We start from the raw sequence: 19,566 nt of genomic DNA, 5'->3' as shown, positions 1-19,566 counted from the left end.
TCAAGCCGGAGTGCGGGCACACCGAGCCTAGGCGAGGTGCCGAGTGTTGGGGCAAGAGCCCTTTGGTTACTTTGGGGCTTTTCCAAAGTGACCCGCCGTAAGGGCGGAACCAATACCCGCCGTTACCGCATAAACGGATATGTACACCAAAAAACCGCAATCCAAACAACCCCCACCTTCAAACGGCATCACCCATTAGCCAGATTCACCAATTCCACACCCAAAACATAACGCTCCAGGTTCGCCAAAAACGTATCAGCAATCTCATTACGGCTATCGGTCGATATCGCCGACGTATGCGGCGACAACCTCACCCTCGGATGCGTATACAACGGGTGCCCATCCGGCAACGGTTCCGGCTCGGTCACGTCGAGCGATGCCAGGCCGATTTGCCCGTTATCCAGCGCTTCCAGCAGCGCCTCCTGATCCACCAACCCGCCGCGCGCAATGTTGATCAAATGCAGCCCCGGCTTGGCGCTGCCCAACACGTCCCGATCGACGATATGGCGCGTAGCCTCGGTCAGCGGTGCCGCCAGCACCAGGTGGTCGGCGCGGGCGAACAGGTCGTGGATGTCCCTGGCCGCCTCGACCCCGTCGATCCCGAACGGTGTCGGGCTTTGGCGCAGCGCAACCACCTTGATTCCCAGCGCGTGAGCCTTCTGCGCCAGGCGTTCGCCAATCGCACCAAAGCCGAGAATCCCCAATGTGGTGCCCTTGAGCGGACGCAGCGGGGTGAAATTCCACTGTGAATCCTTCACCCAGATATCCGGCAAATGCTTGGACGCGGCAAAGATCGCCGCCAGGGCGAACTCGGCCAGGTTGTCGGCGGCGCTGCCCCGGGAGGTGGTCACCGGCGGGCCGTTGAACAGCCATTGCGGGTAGAAGTCGATGCCCGATGAGACCAAGTGCACCCATTGCGCGCCGTAGGGCCAGCCTGGCGGCGGGGTCTCCGGGGCGGTGTAGCCGCGCACGTTGATCGGACGCAGCAACAGGATATTCGCCTGGGGCGGCAGGTCGCTTGGCACGCCCACCGGAACGCCGATCACCTGGGCTTCGGGGTGGACCGTGCGCAGGCGAGCGCGGATCACGTCGTTGTAGTCTTCGTCCAACTGGCTGGCAATAATCACGTGAGTCATGTGCGTTCCTTCTGGCGTTGGGCGAACACGGCTTTACCGACGCCTTGCAGCACTGCATCGTTCTGGGGGGTATGTACGCGACTGCACAGCACATCGCGGTAGTGGCGTTGCAGCGGGCTATGGCGCGACAGGCCAGGGTTGCCGGAAGCCTCAATGGCCAGTTCCACCGCGCGAATAACGTTGTGGGTGACCAGGTACTTCAACTGTGCGGCGTTGGCGGCCGGGGTGTGGCCGTCGGCGGCGGCGTCGAGCAGGCTGCGGTTGGCGAACAGCAGGGTGTCGATATGCCCGACGGTTTCCTGAAAGCGCGGCAAGGTCGACAACGCCGCACCGAGGTTGGACGGCGTGCGTTCTTCCAGCCAGTTCACCAGCCAGTCCCGCGCGGCCTGGGCCACGGCGTCGTACACCGACGAGAGCAGCACCGACATCCACAGGAAACCCTCCGCATCCAACTCCGGCTGCGGTGCGCTCCAAGGGCTGACACTGACGGCGTGGTCCAGCGGCACCAGCACGTTGTCGAGCACCACTTCATGGCTGCAGGTGGCGCGCATGCCGAGGTGGTCCCAGGTGTCGATGATGCTCACGCCGGGGCTGTCCTTGGGCACCAGCCAGGCGCCCACCAGCGGGTCGGCGTCGTCACTGCGTGCCCACACGCTGAACCAGCTCAGGCCATGGCTGCCGGTGGAGTAGATCTTGCGCCCACTGATGCGCCAGCCTTCGGCGGTGCGCACCGCAGTGGTCGCGGGCAGGCCGCCACGGGCCGGGGTGCCGAGGTCGGGCTCGACGCGCAGGGCGTTGATCAGCGCACCGTTACGCACTGCGTCTTCGGCGACTTTCACGCGCAGGTGCTGGGGCCAGGTTTTGCTGTCTTGCAGGCGTGTGTGTTGCAGGTATTGCATCACCAGGATCAGCGCGGTGGACGGCTCGCCCTTGGCAATCGCACTAATCGCCTTGCGCGCCTGAGGCAGGCTGGCACCGCCGCCGCCCAGGGTTTTGGGCACGGTGAGGGCGACCAGGCCGTGTTCATGCAATAGCTGGAAGTTGGCGTGGGGGAAGGCGCCGCTGTCATCGTACTGCGGCGCGGTACTGGCCAGCTCGGCGGTGAGGCGTTCGAGCAAGGCTTCAAAATTGGCAACTTCCACGGAGCGTAGAGACGGTTGGGTCATAAGAATGTACTCGGTCAAAAATATGGGCGGGGCGGCGCGACGATTCGACTTGCCCCTCCCACAGAGGATTTTTGGCTTAGATGGCGAGGCGCACAGGCTGTTGGCCCAACAAGCGCTCCACCACCTGTACCACCGGCTCGGCTTCGGTACGTACCAGCCAATCCGGGCTAACGTCTACGAACGCGACCGTGCCGTCCTGGGCAATCACCACGACGGTCGGTTGGGGCAACTCCCAGGTCCCCGTACCGGTGGTTTCACCGATGTGATTGTCCTTGGCCAATGCCGCGTTACGCGAGGCTTCATCGAAGCTGTAGAGAATCCCCAAGCGCCGCCCGAGGTTGTTATCCGGGTCGCTGGCGACCAGCAGTTGCAGCGCGTGGTGGGTCTTGATTTCCACCAGGCGTTCCGGCACTTGCGGGCTGATCGCTACCAGCGGTACACCCAATTCGCGCAGGCGTGGGTACAGCTGGCGCTCGTAATAGGGCAGGGCGATGTTGCACGCCGGGCAGCCGGCAAAACGGAAGAAGATCAGCACCGCCGGGCCGTCTGCCAACAGCAGCTCGCGGTTGAGTTCGCCGCCTTCGACGTTGAGCAAGGTAAACGGGTCGAGCTCATCACCCACCTGCACGTAGTCGTCTACCCGCGCTTCATCCACCAGGCGCTGGCGCTGGTCGATATTGACTTGCAACGCCGCCGGGGCCCAGGTCGCTACACGCTCGGCGTGCAGCGCCGCCAACTGACGGTTAAGGGATTCGCTCATGCCAATGCCTCCTGCGGCGCTTGCACCTCGACGCTGTAACGGTTGACCGGTACGTCCAGGCCCAGGTTGTCGCGCAGGGTCTGCCCGGTGTATTCGGTGCGGAACAGGCCGCGCTGTTGCAGCACCGGCACCACCAGTTCGGTGAAGTACTGCAAGCCATCCGGCAGCACCGAGTTGACGATGAAGCCATCGCTGGCGCCGCGCTCGAACCAGGTCTGGATCGCATCAGCGACTTGCTCAGGGGTGCCGACAAAATCACGCTTGGGCCGCGAGAACCGCAGGGCCACTTCACGCAGCGTGAGGCCTTCGTCCTTGGCCAGTTGCTTGATGCGATCGGAGCCGCCTTTCTGGCTGTTGGAGCCCAAGTCGCCGAGTTCCGGGAAGGGTTCGTCCAGGGGGTATTTACTGAAATCGTGGTCGTTGAACGGGCGGCCGAGGGCGACGATGGCGTCTTCCACGGTGACCAGCTCCACGGCCTGCTGGTAGCGGCTTTCCACTTCGGCCTCGTCGCGCCCGACAATCGGGCGGATGCCCGGCAGGATCGACAGGCTGTCGGCATCGCGGCCAAAGCCTTTGGCACGGCGTTTGAGGTCCTGGGAGTAGGCCAGGCCTTCTTCGATGCTTTCCACATGCACAAAAATCGCATCGGAATGTTCGGCGGCAAAGTTACGCCCGTCTTCCGAGGTGCCGGCCTGGAAAATTGCGGGCTGGCCCTGGCGCGAACGCGCAATGTTCAGCGGGCCTTTGACCGAGAAAAACTCGCCCTTGTGGTTCAACGCGTGAAGCTTGTCCGGGGTGAAAAACTCGCCGCTTTGCTTGTTGTAGGCAAAGGCGTCGTCCTCCCAGGAATCCCACAGGCCCTTGACCACGTTCAGGTGTTCCTTGGCGATGCGGTAGCGCACGGCATGGGGCGGGTGCTCGGCCTTGCCGAAGTTATCGGCGGTGCCGCTGAGCCACGAGGTGACCACGTTCCATCCGGCGCGGCCGCCGCTGATATGGTCCAGAGACGCGAACTGACGTGCCACTTGGTAGGGCTCGGTGTAGCTGACGGTCACGGTGGCGACCAGGCCGATATGGGTGGTCAATGCCGCGAGGGCTGACAAGATCGTCAGCGGCTCGAAACGGTTGAGGTAATGGGGGCTGGATTTGGCGTGTATATGCAGGCTATCGGCGATGAACACAAAGTCGAATTTGGCAGCTTCGGCCAGTTCAGTCTGCTGCTTGTAGAAGCCGAAATTCGTACTGGCATTCGGTTGTGCCTGCGGGTGGCGCCATTCGCCCCAGCCGTGGCCGACACCGTGGACCATGGCACCCAGTTTTAAATGGCGTGGTTTTAGTTGACGTGGCTGGCTCATGTTCTGTTCCTTCAGCGCGAGACTTGGTTGTTGGGGGCACGCTTGGCGTTAAAGCTTTTGTCGAAGCCCTGTGACACGTCGATGTGTTTGGTCAGCAGGCCTTCTTTTTGGTAGGTGTCGGCGGTGGTTTGCAGGCCACTGATCACGCTGTCGTCGATCAATACCGGGCTCAGACGGGTTTCCTTGGCCACGGCCACATGCACGGCCAGTGGCAGGCCGGTGATTTTGGTCTGGGCGGCGGCGTATTCGTTGGGGTGCGTATTGGCCCAGGCGTAGGCGCGATCGACGCGGGCGACAAAGTCGTCCAGCTGCGTGCGCTTGTCGGCAATGGCCTGGCTGGTTGCCGCGAGGTACAGGTGGTTGCTCAACAGCGTGTTGCCACTGGCGATGATTCGCGCCTGGCTTTGGGAGGTCACCACGGTGGTGTAAGGGTCCCAGGTCGCCCAGGCATCGGCGGTGCCGTTATCCAGCACCAAGCGGGATTCGGCGGGCAGCAAGAAGATGAACTGCACATCCTGGCTGGTCAGGCCCGCGCTGGCCAACGCCTTGATCGCCAGGTAATGCCCGATGGAGCCACGCCCGGTGACGATTTTCTTACCCTTGAGGTCGGCGGCCGTCTTGATTGGCGAGTCCTTGGGTACCAGCAGCGCGGTGGTGTTGCGTCCTTCGGCGTGGATGATGCTGACCACTTTTAAGGACGCCCCGGCACCCAGCGCGAACACGTAAGGCGCATCGCCCAAGGCACCGACATCCACCGCGCCGGCATTCAGGGCTTCGCCCAAGGGCGAGGCGGAGGGGAACTCCGACCACTGGATGGCATAGGGCACGTCTTTGGTTTCGCCGGACACTTCCAGCAGCGTCTTGATCGTCGATTTCTGATTGGCCACCCGCAGTGGTTGCAGGTCGGCGGCGTGGGCGCTGGTGGCCAGGCCAAGGGCCAGGGCAGTACCCAGGAACAGGCGCTTGAAGGGGGTGGTAAAGACCATGGGATAGAGGCTCCAGGCAGATCAAAAAAGGTGTGGGTTACCTCCGCCTGGAAAGGGGTCGGTGAAGCCTGCCCCCATTCAGAGGCAGGTGTGTTGGATGATCAGATCACGTAGAACCCATGGGTCCCATCACGGGCCAACTGGGCAACCAAACCGAACTCCCAATCCAGATATGCCTGCATGGCTTCCTTGGGGTTGTCGGTGCCTTCGTACGGACGGCGGTAGCGGTCGATCCGTGGTGAGGCCAGGTGGGTTTCGCCTTCTTCCAGGGGCAATTTCGCGTTGATCCAGCCTGCCGTGCCGTCTTGCAGCAGGAACACTTGCTTGCCGGTGATGGCTTCGACTTCAGCCACCGCCAGGCGCGCCAGTTGGCTGCTGCCGCAGGTCAGCACGTAGCGCTCGGCGGTCGGCACTTTGGCGAGGGCCTGGGGCAGTTGCGCGCGCAGGGCCCACCAGGCGCCGGGGATGTGGCGTTTGACGTAGTTGGCGCTGGCGGTGAAGTCCAGCACCACGGTGTCGCCGTGGGCCAGCCAGTCGGCGAGGGTGTGCGGGCTGATCAGTTCGGCTTGGGGCGGCGTGGGCACCGGGGCGACCCAGATGCCTTTTTCGCTGAAGTGCGCCGCTTGCAGGTCGTCCAGCACGTGCACGTCCCAGCCCAGTTGGGCGAGCCAGGACGCGGACATGTTGGCGCGCACGCCGTCGTCATCCGCCAGCACCAGGCGTGCGCCGCGTACGCTGGCCACGTGATCGGTTTCCTGGACCAATTGGCCGCCGGGGGTGGAGCGAGCGCCGGGCAGGTGACCGGCTTCGAATTCTTCCGGGGTGCGCACATCGAACAGGTAGGTGGTGCGAGTGGTTTCCTGCTGCCAGGCGTGCAGATCGTCCAGGGTGGCACGGCCAACGCGGGCTTTGTCGGCGACGCGGCGTGCCTCGATGGCGGCGACCTGGCGATGTTCTTCCGAGGTTGGGGCAAAGCGTCGCGCCTGGCCGTGGGCGAGTGTTTGCCCGGCCAGGGTCCAGCCAATGGTGCCATTACGCAGTGCGGATACCGGGTTGGCCACGCCCGCATTGATCAGCGACTGGGTGCCAATGATGCTGCGGGTGCGCCCGGCGCAGTTGACGATAATGCGCGTGGCCGGATCCGGCGCCAGTTCACGGGCGCGCAGCACCAGTTCGGCACCGGGCACGCTGATGCTGGTGGGAATGCTCATGGTTTGGTATTCCTCGAAGCGGCGGGCGTCGAGCACCACCACGTCGGCGTGGCTGTCGAGCAGGGCCTGCACTTCTTCGGCGGCCAGGGACGGCGTGTGACGCTCGCTCTCTACCAGTTCGCCAAAGGCTTTGCTCGGCACGTTCACGTCAATAAACAGCTCGCCACCGGCGCTGCGCCAGCCATTGAGGCCCCCTTCGAGCAGGCTGACCTGGGTGTAGCCCAACGCAATCAGGCGCTCGGCGGCGCGGCTGGCCAGACCTTCGCCGTTGTCGTAGACGGTGACCTGGGTATCACGCCGTGGAATGCGCGAATACACCTCCAGCTCCAGCTTGGACAGCGGGATATTCGCCGCGAACAGCGGGTGGGATTCAGCAAACGGCGCTTCTTCGCGCACGTCGATCAGGGCGACTTCTGCATGGTCCAACAGGGCCTGGCGAATCTGGGCGAAATTGCGGGTCGGTACGGTGCTCATAGGGCAGGGCTCTTTTCTTTGGACAAATCCCAGATGTTCGGGAGGAAGGCGTTGGAATAACCGGAGATAAACAGTTTCTCGCTGCCGTCGGGCTGGTACACCGCACGGCGTACCGCACCGATATTGGCGCCGTACACGTGAATGCTGATGGACACTTGGTCGCTGTGGGCGTTGCTGACCTGATGAATGTCGCCGACCTTGGGCGATACGGCTTCGACCTGGCCCGGCACCAGCTTAATAGGCTTGCCTTCGGCGACCAGGCTGCCGTCGGGGGCGCGTTCAAACCCTTGGGAAAACTCCGCGCCGCGCAACATGCCGATCAGCCCCCACACCCGGTGGTCATGAATCGGCGTGGTCTGCCCCGGACCCCAGACAAAACTGACGACGCTGAAGCGCTGGCGCGAATCGGCGTGCAGCAAAAATTGCTGGTAGCGCTCGGGGTTGGGTTGGGCGAATTCGTCGGGGAGCCAGTCATCATGGCTGACCAGTTGCGCGAGCAGCTTGCCGCCACGGTGCAACAGGTCGCCTTCGCGCGGATTGCCGTCGATCAGTTCCGCCAGGGCGCCAATGAAGGCTCTGAGTCTCTCGGGGTGTCGGGCCTGGGTCATGGCAATTCCATCAGTCGGTGTTGATGGGTTTATCTAAGCATAATGTTTATAGTTAATATGCTATTTTTTAATGATTAGCTTATAGCTGAAGGTAATTTAGAACCGGCATGTATAGCGTTAGACGTTATCGATCACAGCGTGGGCTATTCAGATAACGTTCCTGCAACTATGCTTCGCGGACATCTTAATGACTGTTCTCTATGTGCGGCCCAAATGAAAATTGACGATATCGATGCCTTTGTCGAAGTGATTCGTTGCCAGTCCATCAGCCATGCCGCCGAGTCGTTGCAACTGACCCAGCCGGCCATTACTCGCCGCGTGCAGAACTTCGAGCAGGCGCTGGGGGTGGAGCTGTTTGACCGCAACACCAAGCCCCTCAAACCGACGTTGATCGGTACCCGCGTGTATGAACAATGCCGGTTGATCCTGCGCGAGATGGATGCCTTGCGTGAGCTGGTAGCCACCGACGCACCCCCCTCCGGCGTACTGCGCCTGGGCGTGCCGCAGACCATCGGCGATGTAGTGCTGCTGGACGCGCTGAAGCTGCTGCGCACTGAGTACCCTGAACTGCGCGCCCAGGTCGCGACCGGCTGGGGCAGCCAGTTGGTCGGCAAGATTGAACGGGGCGAACTGGACGCGGCGGCGGCATTGTTCCCGGCAGGCAAGATCTTCCCGGATAACATCGTTGGCGAGTCTATCGGCAAGATGGAGTTGGTGGTGGTGTGCGCCAAGGCGCAGTTGCCGAAAAAACCCTGCAAGCTGGCGGATGTGTACCAGAACGGGTGGATTCTTAACCCGGACGGCTGCGGGTTCCGTGCCGGGTTGCAACGCACTTTGTCCGATCAGGGCTTGGCGCTGCGGGTCAACCTGGAAACCTTCGGCACTGAATTGCAATTGGGTCTGGTCGCCGATGGCCTGGGCTTGGGCCTGGTGCCGCGTCCCTTGCTGGAGCGCAGCGCTCACCGCGAACAATTGGCGGTAGTGCCGCTCAAGGACTTCAAACCGGTGATGGACCTTTGGCTGATCTACCCGCATTTCCTCGGCAACCTGCAAGGGCCGGTGGATGCGTTTGGCAAATGGGTGGCGGCGTCGTTGCACAAGATTCGGGATGCGGCTTGATATGAAAAAAAATAATAATTAGCTTAGATTAAAATGTGCTTTTTATTATTTTTGAGCATCCCCTAGGCTTGCCTGGAAGTCCTTAAGGCCATCCAGGAAGTTTTGCCATGAGCAGCGTCACCTCGATTTCCAGCGTCTCCAACAACGTTCGTCAACGCGTCACGCCAGAAGAGTGGGAAGTGCGCGTGAAACTGGCCGCCGCCTACCGCCTGGCGGCCTTGTACAAGTGGACCGATCACATTTACACCCACTTCTCCGCCCGTGTACCGGGCCCGGAGGAGCATTTCCTGATCAATGCCTTCGGCCTGTTGTTCGATGAAATCAACGCCTCCAACCTGGTCAAGGTCGACCTCGACGGCACGATCGTCGACGACCCCACCGGTCTGGGTATCAACTACGCCGGCTACGTGATCCACAGCGCCATCCACGGCGCTCGCCATGACTTGCAAGCGGTGCTGCACACCCATACTCGCGATGGTATTGCGGTGTCCGCGCAGAAGGACGGCTTGTTGCCGATTTCCCAACACTCCATCGCCTTTTCCGGGCGAGTGGCCTACCACGGCTATGAAGGCATCGCCCTCGACCTGGACGAGCGTGAGCGGTTGGTGGCGGATCTGGGCGACAAGAGCGTGATGATCCTGCGCAACCACGGGCTGTTGACGGCGGGTATCAGCGTCGAACATGCCTTCCAGCAGCTGCAAGGGTTGGAGCGTGCGTGCAATATTCAGATCGCGGCGCAAGCGGCGGGGAATGCTGAGCTGGTCTTTCCGCCACAGGAGGTAGTGGCGAAGGTTGAAGAACAGGCCAAGGCGCATAGCAGCGGCGAGGGGCCGGGCGTGGCGCGGCATTGGAATGCGCTGATTCGGCAGTTGGAACGCAGCGATACCGACTACAAGAACTGATCCTGAGCTAAATGAAGATAGGCAGGTGGGAGAGGGCGAGTCGAATCAACGCACCGCCCCTCCCACATTGGTTTTGCCGTGTTCTGGCTTACGCGACCTGTTTGGCCTGCTCGCGTTCTGCAATCAGTTGGCGGGTGAGGGGGATCAACCGCTTGCCGTAGTCGATCGCATCATTGAGCGGATCAAACCCACGGATCAGGAAGGTGGTGATGCCGAGGTCGTAGTAATCCACCAGCGCTTCAGCCACTTGTTCGGCGGTGCCCACCAACGAGGTTGAGTTCCCTTGCGCGCCCAGCAACCCCGCAATCCCCGTCCACAAACGCTTGTCCAGCCGGGAACCCTGTGCCGCCGCTGCGAGTAGCCGACGCGAGCCTTCATTCGGCGGTTCACGCCGCACAAATCCATTCTTCTCAGCCAACTCAGTGGCCTGTTGCAAGATGCTGTCAGCGCGTGCCCACGCCAGCTCTTCGGTCTCGGCGAGGATCGGTCGCAGCGACAGGCTGAAGCGAATCGTGCGTCCATGCTTGGCTGCTTCGGCCCGGACCTGAGTCACGATCTCGCGCACTTGCTCGTAGGTTTCGCCCCACAGTGCGTACACGTCGGCATGTTTGCCCGCCACTTCAATCGCGGCCTGGGAAGACCCTCCGAAGTACAGTGGGATATGCGGTTGCTGCGGCGACTTCACGGTGGAGTGCGCGCCTTCGACCTGGTAGTAGGTGCCGGTGAAATCGAAGGGCTGTTCGCTGGTCCATTCCTGTCGCACCACACTCAGATATTCGTCGGTCCGTGCGTAGCGTTCGTCCTTGCCGATATGGCTGCCATCGGCGCGCAGTTCGCGGTCGTCGCCACCGGTGATGATATGCACGGCGGTGCGCCCGCCGTTGAACACATCCAACGTGGCGAACTGGCGCGCGGCGAGGGTGGGTTGTGCAAAACCGGGGCGGTGGGCGATCAGGAATTGCAGTTTGCGGGTGACGCTGGCGGCATGGGAGGCGATCAGCGTGCTGTCCGGGCTGTTGGAGTGGAAGGCCACCAGGGCGCGGTCGAAGCCGGCCTCTTCGTGGGCGCGGGCCACGGTTTCCACGTAGTCCGGTTGCAGGGTCGGGCCGCTGCGTGGATGAATTTCGGATGCATGGTGGCCGCCGATATAGCCGATGAATTCGATGCTCATGGTCTGTCCTTGTCGAGTAGGGAGTGTGTACCTCCGCCGGGCAGGGGGTCGGTCATGCTCGTCCAAGGTAGGGGCCCCGACGTCCGCTGTAAAATGCCGTTTGGTTCTAACCTAATTATTAAAAAATAGAATTATTTTGTGATTTTATATCAGTAAATAGCATTATCTGAGTTGGCAGCGCCGCAACCCCAAGTGTTTGCGAGTTGAGTGCACTTTCTAATAGACGAAAAAAAACCGGCTGATCAGGCCGGTTTGGGGGTGCCCTCGAACAGGGCGGGTTATGCGTGGTTTTCCATCAGACGGTCCGAGCCACCTTCAGCTACGCGGTTTTCCATCAGACGGTCCGAGCCACCTTCAGCTACGCGGTTTTCCATCAGACGATCCGAACCGCTTTCAGCAACACGGTTTTCGATCAGGCGATCTGCACCGCCTTCAGCAACTACAGGGTGGGCAAATGCGTTTGCAGCGAGTACCGAGAAAGCGAGGCTAAGCAAGATTTGGCGTTTCATGATGGTGTGCTCCGAGTGTTTTAGTTTGGGTGTTGCCTGGTATGGGTTTGATGTTACGCGTTGCATTTTTTAAGAGAACTTCATTGCGCTGATGGTGACTATCGATGCCAGCGATGGACTGTTTGCAACGGCCATCGCCCGGCTGATCAAGGCATTTGCGGCAGTTCCTGAGGTCGCAGGTCGAACACCAGCACCTCGGCGTCCTGACCTTGACTCAAGTGGACGCGCTGCTCATCACGCACTCGGGCACCGTCACCTTCCTGCAAGCGCTGGCCGTTGATCTCCACGCTGCCCCGGGCCACATGGATGTACACGTGGCGATCCGGCGGCAGGTCAAGGGTTGTGGCTTCGTCACCGTTGAACAGCCCGGCGTACACCCTGGCGTCCTGGCGTACGCTCAGGGAACCGTCGGCGCCGTCCGGCGAGATGATCAACTGCAGACGCCCACGCTTTTGTGCCTCGCTGAAGTGCTCCTGTTGATAGCGCGGTTCGGCACCGGCCACGGCGGGCACGATCCAGATTTGCAGGAAATGCACCCCACGGTTTTGGCTGTGGTTGAACTCGCTGTGGGCCACGCCGCTGCCGGCGCTCATCAATTGCACATCGCCAGGGCGGATCACCGAGCCAGTGCCCAGAGTGTCCTTGTGCTCCAGGGCGCCTTCGAGCACATAAGAGAAAATCTCCATGTCACGGTGCGGGTGCTGGCCGAAGCCTTTGCCGGCGGCGACGCGATCATCGTTGATCACCAGCAGGTCGGAAAAACCCTGCTCGTTGGGGTTCCAGTAGTTGGCGAACGAGAAGGTGTGGAACGACTTCAACCAACCGTGATTGGCGGCGCCGCGTTCGGAAGCTTTGCGAAGGGTCAGCATGGTTGTGTCCTCAAGTGGGCGCTGGCTGCGAGATGCAGGGCGCTTGCGTTGAGAAGAAGGTTACTGGTTACTGAAATATTCATTAAGAAGCTGAAATCTGAATAACTGTCCCTCTCAGATTGACAGTGAAAGGCATGCCATAATGCCTCCCGCTTTCTTCCCCTCGATGGATGCCTTCTGTATGAAAACCGTGGCCATGGCGCTGTTCCCGGACTTCCTCTTGCTCGACATGGCCGGGCCGCTTGAAGTGTTTTCCATCGCCAACCGCTATCTGCCGGCGGCGGCGCATTATCAGATCCTTACTGTTGGCACCGAACCTGGCCCACTGCGCGCATCCAACGGCGTAATGGTGCAGACCGACCTGTTGCTGGAGCAGGCCGACGGTGCCTATGACCTCTTGCTGGTGCCCGGTGGCCCCGGTGCCTATAACGAATGCCATCCGGCGCTGCTGCCCTGGCTAAAAGCAGCGGCGCCACGGGCACGGCGCTTTGGCTCGATCTGCACGGGCGCCTTTGTGCTCGGGCACGCCGGGCTGTTGGACGAGCACCGCGTGACCACTCACTGGCATTACACCGAGCGGCTGATCAAGGCGTTCCCCAACGCCATCGTCGAGACCGACCGTATCTATCTGCAGGACGGGCGGTTGATTACCTCGGGCGGGGTCACGGCCGGTATCGACCTGGCGTTGTCCATCGTTGCCCAGGACCATGGCAAGCAGGTGGCGGTGGATGTGGCGAAGGTGCTGTTGGTGGTGATGAAACGCCAGGGCGGCCAGGCCCAATTCAGCCCGATGACCGCGGCCGTGGCGCCCCAGGAAACCGCGATTACCCGCGTGCAGAACCATGTTCTCGCGCACCTGGAGCAGCCGTTCACCATCGAGTCCATGGCCGAGTTGGCAGGCATGAGTGCGCGCCACTTTGCCCGGTTGTTTGCCAAGGATGTGCAGATGACGCCCATGGCCTTCCTGCAAGGCGCGCGCATCGACCGTGCTCGGCAATTGCTGGAAACCACCGATCTGCCACTCAAGACCGTGGCGTTCCACGCAGGCTTTGGCAGCGTGCGGCACATGCGCTTTTTATTCAGTGAAAAGCTCGGTCTCAACCCTACCCAATACCGACAGCAGTTCAGTTAACGACAGGATGTCCGTCTCGCACACCCGATTGTCCGTATCGCTCCCCGTGCCAGCATTGTCCTGTCATGGGTAGCTGGCAAGAATAGCGTCGAGCCCACGGAAAAGGATGCGCGAACGCCCAAGGCCGGGTGTTTCAGCGCGATTGCAGACATGAACGACCCTCAGGCGATTGACGCGGATAGCACGGTGCGCTTCGGTGCCTATGCCTTTCACCGGCAGCAGCGACTGGTCAGCAAGGCGGGTTGGCCGGTGCCGTTGGGCGGGCGGGCGCTGGATATCCTCGCGATGCTGCTGGAAGCGCCTGGGCAATTTTTCAGCAAGGCCACCCTGATCGAGCGGGTCTGGCCGAATAGCGTGGTGGAAGAGAACAACCTGCGGGTGCACATCGCCGCGCTGCGCCGTGCCCTCGACGGGCAACGGTTTATCCTCAATGACCCCCAGCGCGGCTACTGCTTCGCTGCGCCCGTGCAAGGCGTGGCCGCAGCGGTGCTGCCTCGGCACAACCTGGCCGCGCGGCTCAGCCCGGTGATTGGCCGTGATGAACTGCTGGGCGTGCTGGTGCGGCGTTTGTCCGGGCAGCGGCTGATGACCCTCACCGGATGCGCCGGCGTGGGCAAGAGCACCTTGGCCCTGGCCCTGGCCGAGCGCGTGTTGCCGCGCTACCGCGACGGTGTGTGGTGGGTCGACCTGGCCACCGTCGAGGCGCCGCTGATGATGCTGCGCCACCTGGCCACGGTCCTGCATCTCGAACCCAGCGGCAGCGCCACTGAACTGTGCCGTCAATTGGCTTCCCGACAATTATTGCTGGTACTTGATGGCGCTGATCTGCTGCTTGGCGCCTGTCGACATCTGCTGCGTGTGCTTAGCGAACACGCGCCCCGGATCAGTGTGCTCGTCAGTAGCCGTGAAGCCTTGCATGCCCCGGGCGAGTGGGTGTTGCGCGTGCCCCAGTTGGCGCTTCCAGCTCCGTCGGTGTTGGGCAGCGTTGAACAGGCGATGGGTAGTCCGGCGGTGCAGTTGTTTGTTGCACGAGTGCGTGCCAGCCAGCAAGGGTTTGTGTTGCGGCCCCAGGACTTGGCACCGCTGCGTGATATCTGCCGGCGCCTCGACGGTATTCCTCTGGCTCTCGAACTGGCCGCCGCCCAAGTGGACGCCCTTGGCGTCCGTGGTGTGCAGGCGCAAGTGTGCAGGGGCTTGCAGATCCTCACGCGGGGGCGCCGCACAGCGGTTGAGCGCCACCAATCCCTAAGCGCCGCACTGGATTGGACCTACCAGCGCCTGAGCTTGCCGGAACGCTGGCTGTTCCTGCAGATGAGCCTGTTCAAAATGGCGGTGACCTTGCCCACCTTGAGTGAGCTGGTGGTCGGCACGGAGCTGGAGCATGCCGACCTGTCTTACTTGTTGAGTCGGCTGGTCGACACCTCACTGCTGAACCTTGAGCCCGGCCCAGGTTATCCGCGCTATCGCCTGCTCAACAGTGTGCGCAGCTACGCCTTGGCACTTCTGCGCGACCCACAGCAGGTAGCACGCTTGCAACAGGGCTATGGGCATTACCTGGGGCCGTTTTCAGGCCGGCCGTTTGTCTTGCAACTCGTCGAGCAGGCGGCGCACGCGGATTAGATCTTGGGTGGCGAAGCCTTCGGTAAACCGCTCATAGACTGAACCCAGCAGGTCGCGCGCGGCCTGCACACGACCTTGCTTGTGCCACAGCCGCGCCAAGCTGTCTGCGCATCGTAACTCCCAGGCCAGCGCGCCTTGCTGGTGCGCCAGGCCCAGGGCTTCGAGCAACAGGCTTTCGGCTGATTGGGCATCGGGCATGGCCTCGGCGCGCACGCGCAGAATCTCCGGTGTGCACCAGCCGGCCGCACCGCTTCGGGCGCGTTCGAACAGGGCGTCATCCACTGCGATGGCGTTGAAGGTCACCAGGATGTCCTCGACCAGGCCCAGCCCTTGTACTTCGGCAATCTGCGCCGTGCCTTCGTAGCATTGCGCCCAGGTGTGGAACAACTGCACTGAATGTTTTTGCGCCTGCTGCAACAGCAGGTCCAACTGATCGCGGGCCGCAAGCGTATCGCCGTTGTACTGAGCGATCACCACCCCAGCCAGGGCCAGGGTGTAGCAGATCGACGTGCCGTGGTTGATCTGCAACGCCAGCGCCAGTGCCTGGCTTGCAGTGCGCCACGCGCGTTCAGGGAAACCGCGCAGCCACAGGATGCGCGCGAGGATGGTCAGCGAAGCCACGCTTTGGTCGTACTGCACGCCAAAGCCATGGGTAAACCGGTTGAGATGGCCGCTCTGGGCCATGCGCTGGATCACCTGTTCGGCATTGTGCTGCGCCAGCACCTGATTGCCGGCGAAGTGCTGCGCCAGCACTCGCAGGCGTTGGGCGCTGAGGGCCAGCAACGACTCGGCGTGTGGCCCCAACTGGTCGAAATGCAGGCTTTGCTTCAACGCCTCACGGTAGTTGCCGCTGCACAGGCTGACCGCCATTTGCCCCGACACTGCACGCAGTTGGCCGGGCAGGTTTTTGTCAGCTTCGGCCAGGCGTCGTGCACAGGCAAAGGCGTCTATGGTCTGCGGCGTACTGCCCTGGGCGTGATAGGAAAAACTGCCGAAGGCCAACTGCAATGCCATGTGCAAGCGCTGGCTCGGCGCACTCGATTGCCCCAGTCGCGCCAGGGCCTTGCTCACGTAGAGGCCGTGTTCGCGCAGCAGCGATAGCTCCTGCCACAACGGCATGGCGCTGACGGTGAGGCGAATGCCCAGCACGTGCACACCCTGGTCGCCCAGGCCCCAGTCGAGGGCGGCACGGATGTCTTCGCGCAGCGGGGCATAGCGGTCGATCCACGGCTGGGTAGCGATCTGCTCCCAATCTTCCTGCGCCTGGTCCATCAGCGCCAGGCAGCGGTTGGCGTGACGTTCACGGGTGGCATCAAGCTCGTCGGCGACACTGAGTTTTTCCAGGGCGTAGGTGCGGGTGATGTCCAGCAGGCGATAGACCATCTCGTCATCGCCGGGCTCCACATTGAGCAAGGATTTGGCGACCAGTTGAGTGATCGAGCCCAGCACCTCGGTCGGTGCGATCTGTTCTCCGGCAATCACCGCCGCCGCGCTGGCCAGGCTGAAACCACCCCGGAACACGGCGAGACGGCGCAGGCAGATTTGCTCGCACGTCGTGAGCAGGTCGAAGCTCCAATCCAGGGTCGCGCGCAAGGTTTGATGCCGGGGCAGGGCACTGCGCCGGCCTCGGGTGAGCAGGCGGAAATTGTCTTCCATCTGCACCAGCAACCCCGGCAGGCCGAAGCGCTCGATCTGCGCCGCCACCAATTCGATTGCCAGGGGAATACCGTCCAGGCGCTGGCAGATATCAATCGCCAGGGGCAGTTCGGCTTCGCTCAGTTCGAAGCTGTCCTGATGGGACATGGCGCGTTCGATCAGCAGTTGCAGGGCAGGATAGCCCAGGGCCTGGGCGCGGTTGCCGGTGGCGGGTGGGCAGGCCAGGGGTTCCAGGCGTTGCACCGATTCGCCTTCGGCGCGCAATGCTTCGCGGCTGGTGGCCAGGATGTGCAGTTTTGGGGCATGGCGCAGCAGGGTTTCGCTGATCAGCGCAATGTCGTCCAGCAAGTGCTCGCAGTTGTCGATCACCAGCAGCACCTGGCGCTCTTGCAGGCGGCGCGCGAAGGTGGCCAGCGGTTCGTGCTCGGTGTGGGTCAGGTCGAGCAGGGCGGCGAGGTTGGGCAGGATCATCGACGGCGCGCTGAGGGGCGCCAGGTCCAGCAGTCGGATACCGTCGCGGTAATGGCCGATCAGCAATTCCGCCACGCGCAACGCCACGGTGGTCTTGCCGATGCCGCCGGCGCCCGTCAGGGTGATAAAGCGTTGTTCGGGCAGGTGCTGCACCAGGCTGTCGATCAGCGCCTGGCGGCCGAGCATGCGGGTGCGGCGCAGCGGCAGGTTGTGGCAGGGGCGTTGGGGCGTGCCTTCTGTGGGTAGGCTCATAGGCTCGATGCTCAGTGGCGCAACAAAACTGTAGCCACGCTGGGCCACCGTAACGATATAGCGCTGCCCGGCCTGGCCATCGCCCAGCGCCTTGCGCAACGCCGCCATATGCACCCGCAGGTTGCCGTCCTCTACCACGCTTTTGGGCCAGACCCGAGCGATCAGCTCCTGCTTGCTCACCACATTACCGGCCTGCTCCAGCAGGATCAGCAGGATATCCACGGCCCGCCGGCCCAGGCGCAACGGACGACCAGCCTCCAGCACCAGGCGCTGGTGGGGATGGATACGGTACGGCCCGAAGTGCACGGCCTGATCGCGTTGGTCACTCATGGGTGGCCATGCTCTGGAGAAAGTAAGCGGCCAGCATATTCCAGGTGCTTGCAGACCACTAGGCAGCGATCTCTTGAGGCTTGTGACGCAGTTGGTGGTTTCGCCAGGTCATCGGATTGACACCCTCGCTGCGGGTGAACATATGGCAGAAATGTGCCTGGTCGCAGAACCCGCATTCCAGGCTGATCTGCGTCAGGCTCAAGGAAGACTGAGTGATCAATTCCTTGGCCCGCTGGATGCGTTGCAGGCGTATCCATTCCTGGGGCGACAGCCCGGTGGTGCACTTGAATGCACGGGAGAAATGGCTGCGCGACAGCGCGCAGGCCTGGGCCAGGTCGGCAATCGCCAGGCTTTCGCCGAGGTTAGCGAGGATCAATTGCTTGGCGATACGCTCGCGCCGGGGGCATAGGCCGCCGGTAGCGGATAAGCGAGGAGCGCAGTGCTCAGTTCGGGCCATGACGGATATCCGCAGTCGATGGGAGCGTTCCCGGTGAATGGATGCAGTGTAGATGGCGTCAATCTTGTTGCCGTACCGTCTGGCTGACGAGTTAATCGTTGTTAATTTCGTCAGGTGCAGTGACGGAAAAGACAGCACAGACATGCAATCAACCCCTTGTTTTGCGTGCTTAGCTGGCAGTCTGCTAACCGTTTGGATACCGCCATGAACCGCAATGACCTGCGTCGCGTCGACATGAACCTGCTGGTGATTTTCGAGGCGTTGATGTTCGAGAAGAACCTGACCCGGGTCGCCGAAAAACTCTTCATGGGCCAACCGGCGGTAAGTGCGGCCTTAGGCCGGCTGCGCGACCTGTTCGACGACCCGTTGCTGCTGCGCAACGGGCGGGGCATGGAGCCCACGCCGCGCGCCCTGGCGATACTCAAGGAGCTGCAACCGGCTATGGACACCATTTCCGGCGCGGTCAGCCGCGCCAAGGATTTCGACCCGTCCACCAGCTGTGCGGTGTTCCGTATCGGCCTGTCCGACGACGCCGAATTTGGCCTGTTTCCGCCGTTGCTCAGTCAGCTTCGCGAAGAAGCCCCCGGCATCATCGTGGTGGTACGCCGCGCCAATTACTTGCTGATGTCCGCGCTGCTGGCCAGTGGCGAGATTTCGGTGGGGGTGAGCTACACCACTGAACTGCCCGCGAATGCCAAGCGCAAGAAACTGCGAGATATCCCGTGCAAGGTATTGCGTGGGGATGACGGGGTGGCGCCGCTGACGCTGGATGATTATTGCGAACGGCCCCATGCGATGGTGTCGTTCTCCGGGGATTTGAGCGGCAACATCGATTTGGATTTGGCCCGCATCGGCCGCGCGCGGCGGGTGGTGCTGGCGGTGCCGCAATTCAGCGGGTTGCGGGCGTTGTTGGCGGGAACGCAGATCATTGCGACGGTGCCGGATTATGCGGCGTGTGCGTTGACCGAGGGCACCACGTTACGGGCAGAGGATCCGCCGTTTGCGATTGATGCGGCGGAGTTGTCGATGGTGTGGAGTGGGGTGCATGACAATGATCCGGCGGAGCGTTGGTTGAGGTTGAGGATTGCCGAGCATATGGCGGGGGGGGTTGGTTGATTGAGTGCATATCCGTTGCTGCGGTAACGGCCGCCTATGGTTCCGCTCTTACAGCGGGTCACTTTTGTAAAGGCCGGAATGCCGGCCCAGCCAAAAGTAACCAAAAGGCCTTCTCCCCACCACTCGGTGCCTCGCCTAGGCTCGGCATGCCCGTAATCCGACATTGATTTGGGGGGCCGCCGCCACGCGCCATCCATGGCGCAGGGCGGCTAAACCGGCATCCCTGCCGGTTTACCCCCCAAATCAATGTCGAATTCCGGCCATCG

16 protein-coding genes and 1 pseudogene are annotated in these 19,566 nt (G+C 62.2%); 5 read left to right on the top strand and 12 right to left on the bottom strand.

The annotated features are described in order from the left end of the window. Positions 1-188: 188 nt before the first annotated feature. From CFE50_RS22460 to CFE50_RS22430, 7 genes are all read right to left on the bottom strand, one after another. A complete protein-coding gene (locus CFE50_RS22460) occupies positions 189-1,136 on the bottom strand; it encodes a D-isomer specific 2-hydroxyacid dehydrogenase family protein (RefSeq protein WP_181644186.1) in 948 nt (315 codons plus the stop codon). Beyond that, a complete protein-coding gene (locus CFE50_RS22455; protein WP_286737266.1) occupies positions 1,133-2,302 on the bottom strand; it encodes an acyl-CoA dehydrogenase family protein in 1,170 nt (389 codons plus the stop codon). The genes CFE50_RS22460 and CFE50_RS22455 overlap by 4 nt, the downstream gene beginning before the upstream one ends. 76 nt (positions 2,303-2,378) lie before the next feature. After that, the gene (locus CFE50_RS22450; protein WP_181644188.1) at positions 2,379-3,062 is read right to left on the bottom strand and encodes a peroxiredoxin-like family protein; all 684 of its coding nucleotides are present in this window, start codon (positions 3,060-3,062) and stop codon (positions 2,379-2,381) included. Then, positions 3,059-4,417, bottom strand: a complete 1,359-nt coding sequence (locus tag CFE50_RS22445) for an LLM class flavin-dependent oxidoreductase (RefSeq protein ID WP_179178841.1) — start codon at positions 4,415-4,417, stop codon at positions 3,059-3,061. Before CFE50_RS22445 ends, CFE50_RS22450 begins: the two co-directional genes overlap by 4 nt. Positions 4,418-4,428: 11 nt before the next feature. Next, positions 4,429-5,403, bottom strand: coding sequence for an ABC transporter substrate-binding protein (locus CFE50_RS22440; RefSeq protein ID WP_032886599.1), 975 nt, complete (start codon positions 5,401-5,403; stop codon positions 4,429-4,431). A 101-nt stretch (positions 5,404-5,504) separates the two neighbouring features. Beyond that, positions 5,505-7,088, bottom strand: coding sequence for a rhodanese homology domain-containing protein (locus CFE50_RS22435; protein WP_181644189.1), 1,584 nt, complete (start codon positions 7,086-7,088; stop codon positions 5,505-5,507). After that, the gene (locus CFE50_RS22430) at positions 7,085-7,696 is read right to left on the bottom strand and encodes a cysteine dioxygenase family protein (RefSeq protein WP_032886597.1); all 612 of its coding nucleotides are present in this window, start codon (positions 7,694-7,696) and stop codon (positions 7,085-7,087) included. Before CFE50_RS22430 ends, CFE50_RS22435 begins: the two co-directional genes overlap by 4 nt. A gap of 213 nt (positions 7,697-7,909) precedes the next feature. On the opposite strand from CFE50_RS22430, the gene CFE50_RS22425 reads away from it, so the two are divergent. Together CFE50_RS22425 and CFE50_RS22420 are read left to right on the top strand one after the other, a co-directional pair. Continuing rightward, the gene (locus CFE50_RS22425; protein ID WP_181644190.1) at positions 7,910-8,815 is read left to right on the top strand and encodes a LysR family transcriptional regulator; all 906 of its coding nucleotides are present in this window, start codon (positions 7,910-7,912) and stop codon (positions 8,813-8,815) included. 107 nt (positions 8,816-8,922) lie between these two features. Further along, complete coding sequence (locus CFE50_RS22420) at positions 8,923-9,717, top strand: class II aldolase/adducin family protein (protein ID WP_032886594.1); 795 nt, start codon at positions 8,923-8,925, stop codon at positions 9,715-9,717. 88 nt (positions 9,718-9,805) lie between these two features. On the opposite strand, the gene CFE50_RS22415 is transcribed toward CFE50_RS22420, so the two are convergent. From CFE50_RS22415 to CFE50_RS22405, 3 genes and pseudogenes are all read right to left on the bottom strand, one after another. Beyond that, positions 9,806-10,888, bottom strand: coding sequence for an LLM class flavin-dependent oxidoreductase (locus CFE50_RS22415; RefSeq protein ID WP_032886593.1), 1,083 nt, complete (start codon positions 10,886-10,888; stop codon positions 9,806-9,808). Positions 10,889-11,175: 287 nt separating this feature from the next. Then, a pseudogene (locus CFE50_RS22410) lies at positions 11,176-11,397 on the bottom strand (hypothetical protein); the annotation flags it as partial. Positions 11,398-11,543: 146 nt separating this feature from the next. Further along, on the bottom strand, positions 11,544-12,266 hold the full coding sequence (locus CFE50_RS22405) for a pirin family protein (RefSeq protein WP_181644192.1): 723 nt from the start codon (positions 12,264-12,266) through the stop codon (positions 11,544-11,546). 181 nt (positions 12,267-12,447) lie between these two features. On the opposite strand from CFE50_RS22405, the gene CFE50_RS22400 reads away from it, so the two are divergent. Together CFE50_RS22400 and CFE50_RS22395 are read left to right on the top strand one after the other, a co-directional pair. Next, positions 12,448-13,398: a GlxA family transcriptional regulator gene (locus CFE50_RS22400; RefSeq protein ID WP_032886590.1), complete on the top strand. Its 951-nt coding sequence runs from the start codon at positions 12,448-12,450 to the stop codon at positions 13,396-13,398. Between the two features lie 150 nt (positions 13,399-13,548). After that, entirely contained in the window at positions 13,549-15,018 is a 1,470-nt protein-coding gene (locus CFE50_RS22395) for an ATP-binding protein (RefSeq protein WP_181644194.1), read from the top strand. Here the strand turns inward: CFE50_RS22395 and CFE50_RS22390 are convergent. Then, positions 14,965-17,727, bottom strand: coding sequence for an ATP-binding protein (locus CFE50_RS22390; RefSeq protein ID WP_181644195.1), 2,763 nt, complete (start codon positions 17,725-17,727; stop codon positions 14,965-14,967). The genes CFE50_RS22395 and CFE50_RS22390 overlap by 54 nt on opposite strands. A 58-nt stretch (positions 17,728-17,785) precedes the next feature. Further along, the gene (locus CFE50_RS22385) at positions 17,786-18,184 is read right to left on the bottom strand and encodes a helix-turn-helix domain-containing protein (RefSeq protein ID WP_095184531.1); all 399 of its coding nucleotides are present in this window, start codon (positions 18,182-18,184) and stop codon (positions 17,786-17,788) included. 204 nt (positions 18,185-18,388) lie between these two features. Here CFE50_RS22385 and CFE50_RS22380 point away from each other — a divergent pair, with 204 nt between their 5' ends. Then, positions 18,389-19,300, top strand: coding sequence for a LysR family transcriptional regulator (locus CFE50_RS22380; RefSeq protein WP_032886585.1), 912 nt, complete (start codon positions 18,389-18,391; stop codon positions 19,298-19,300). The last annotated feature ends 266 nt before the right edge of the window (positions 19,301-19,566 follow it).

This window comes from Pseudomonas sp. PGPPP4, from assembly GCF_002256045.1.
Taxonomy (GTDB): domain Bacteria; phylum Pseudomonadota; class Gammaproteobacteria; order Pseudomonadales; family Pseudomonadaceae; genus Chryseomonas; species Chryseomonas oryzihabitans.
The sequence above is the reverse complement of the archived record's forward strand: the minus strand, read 5'-3'. Positions and strand labels throughout refer to the sequence as shown.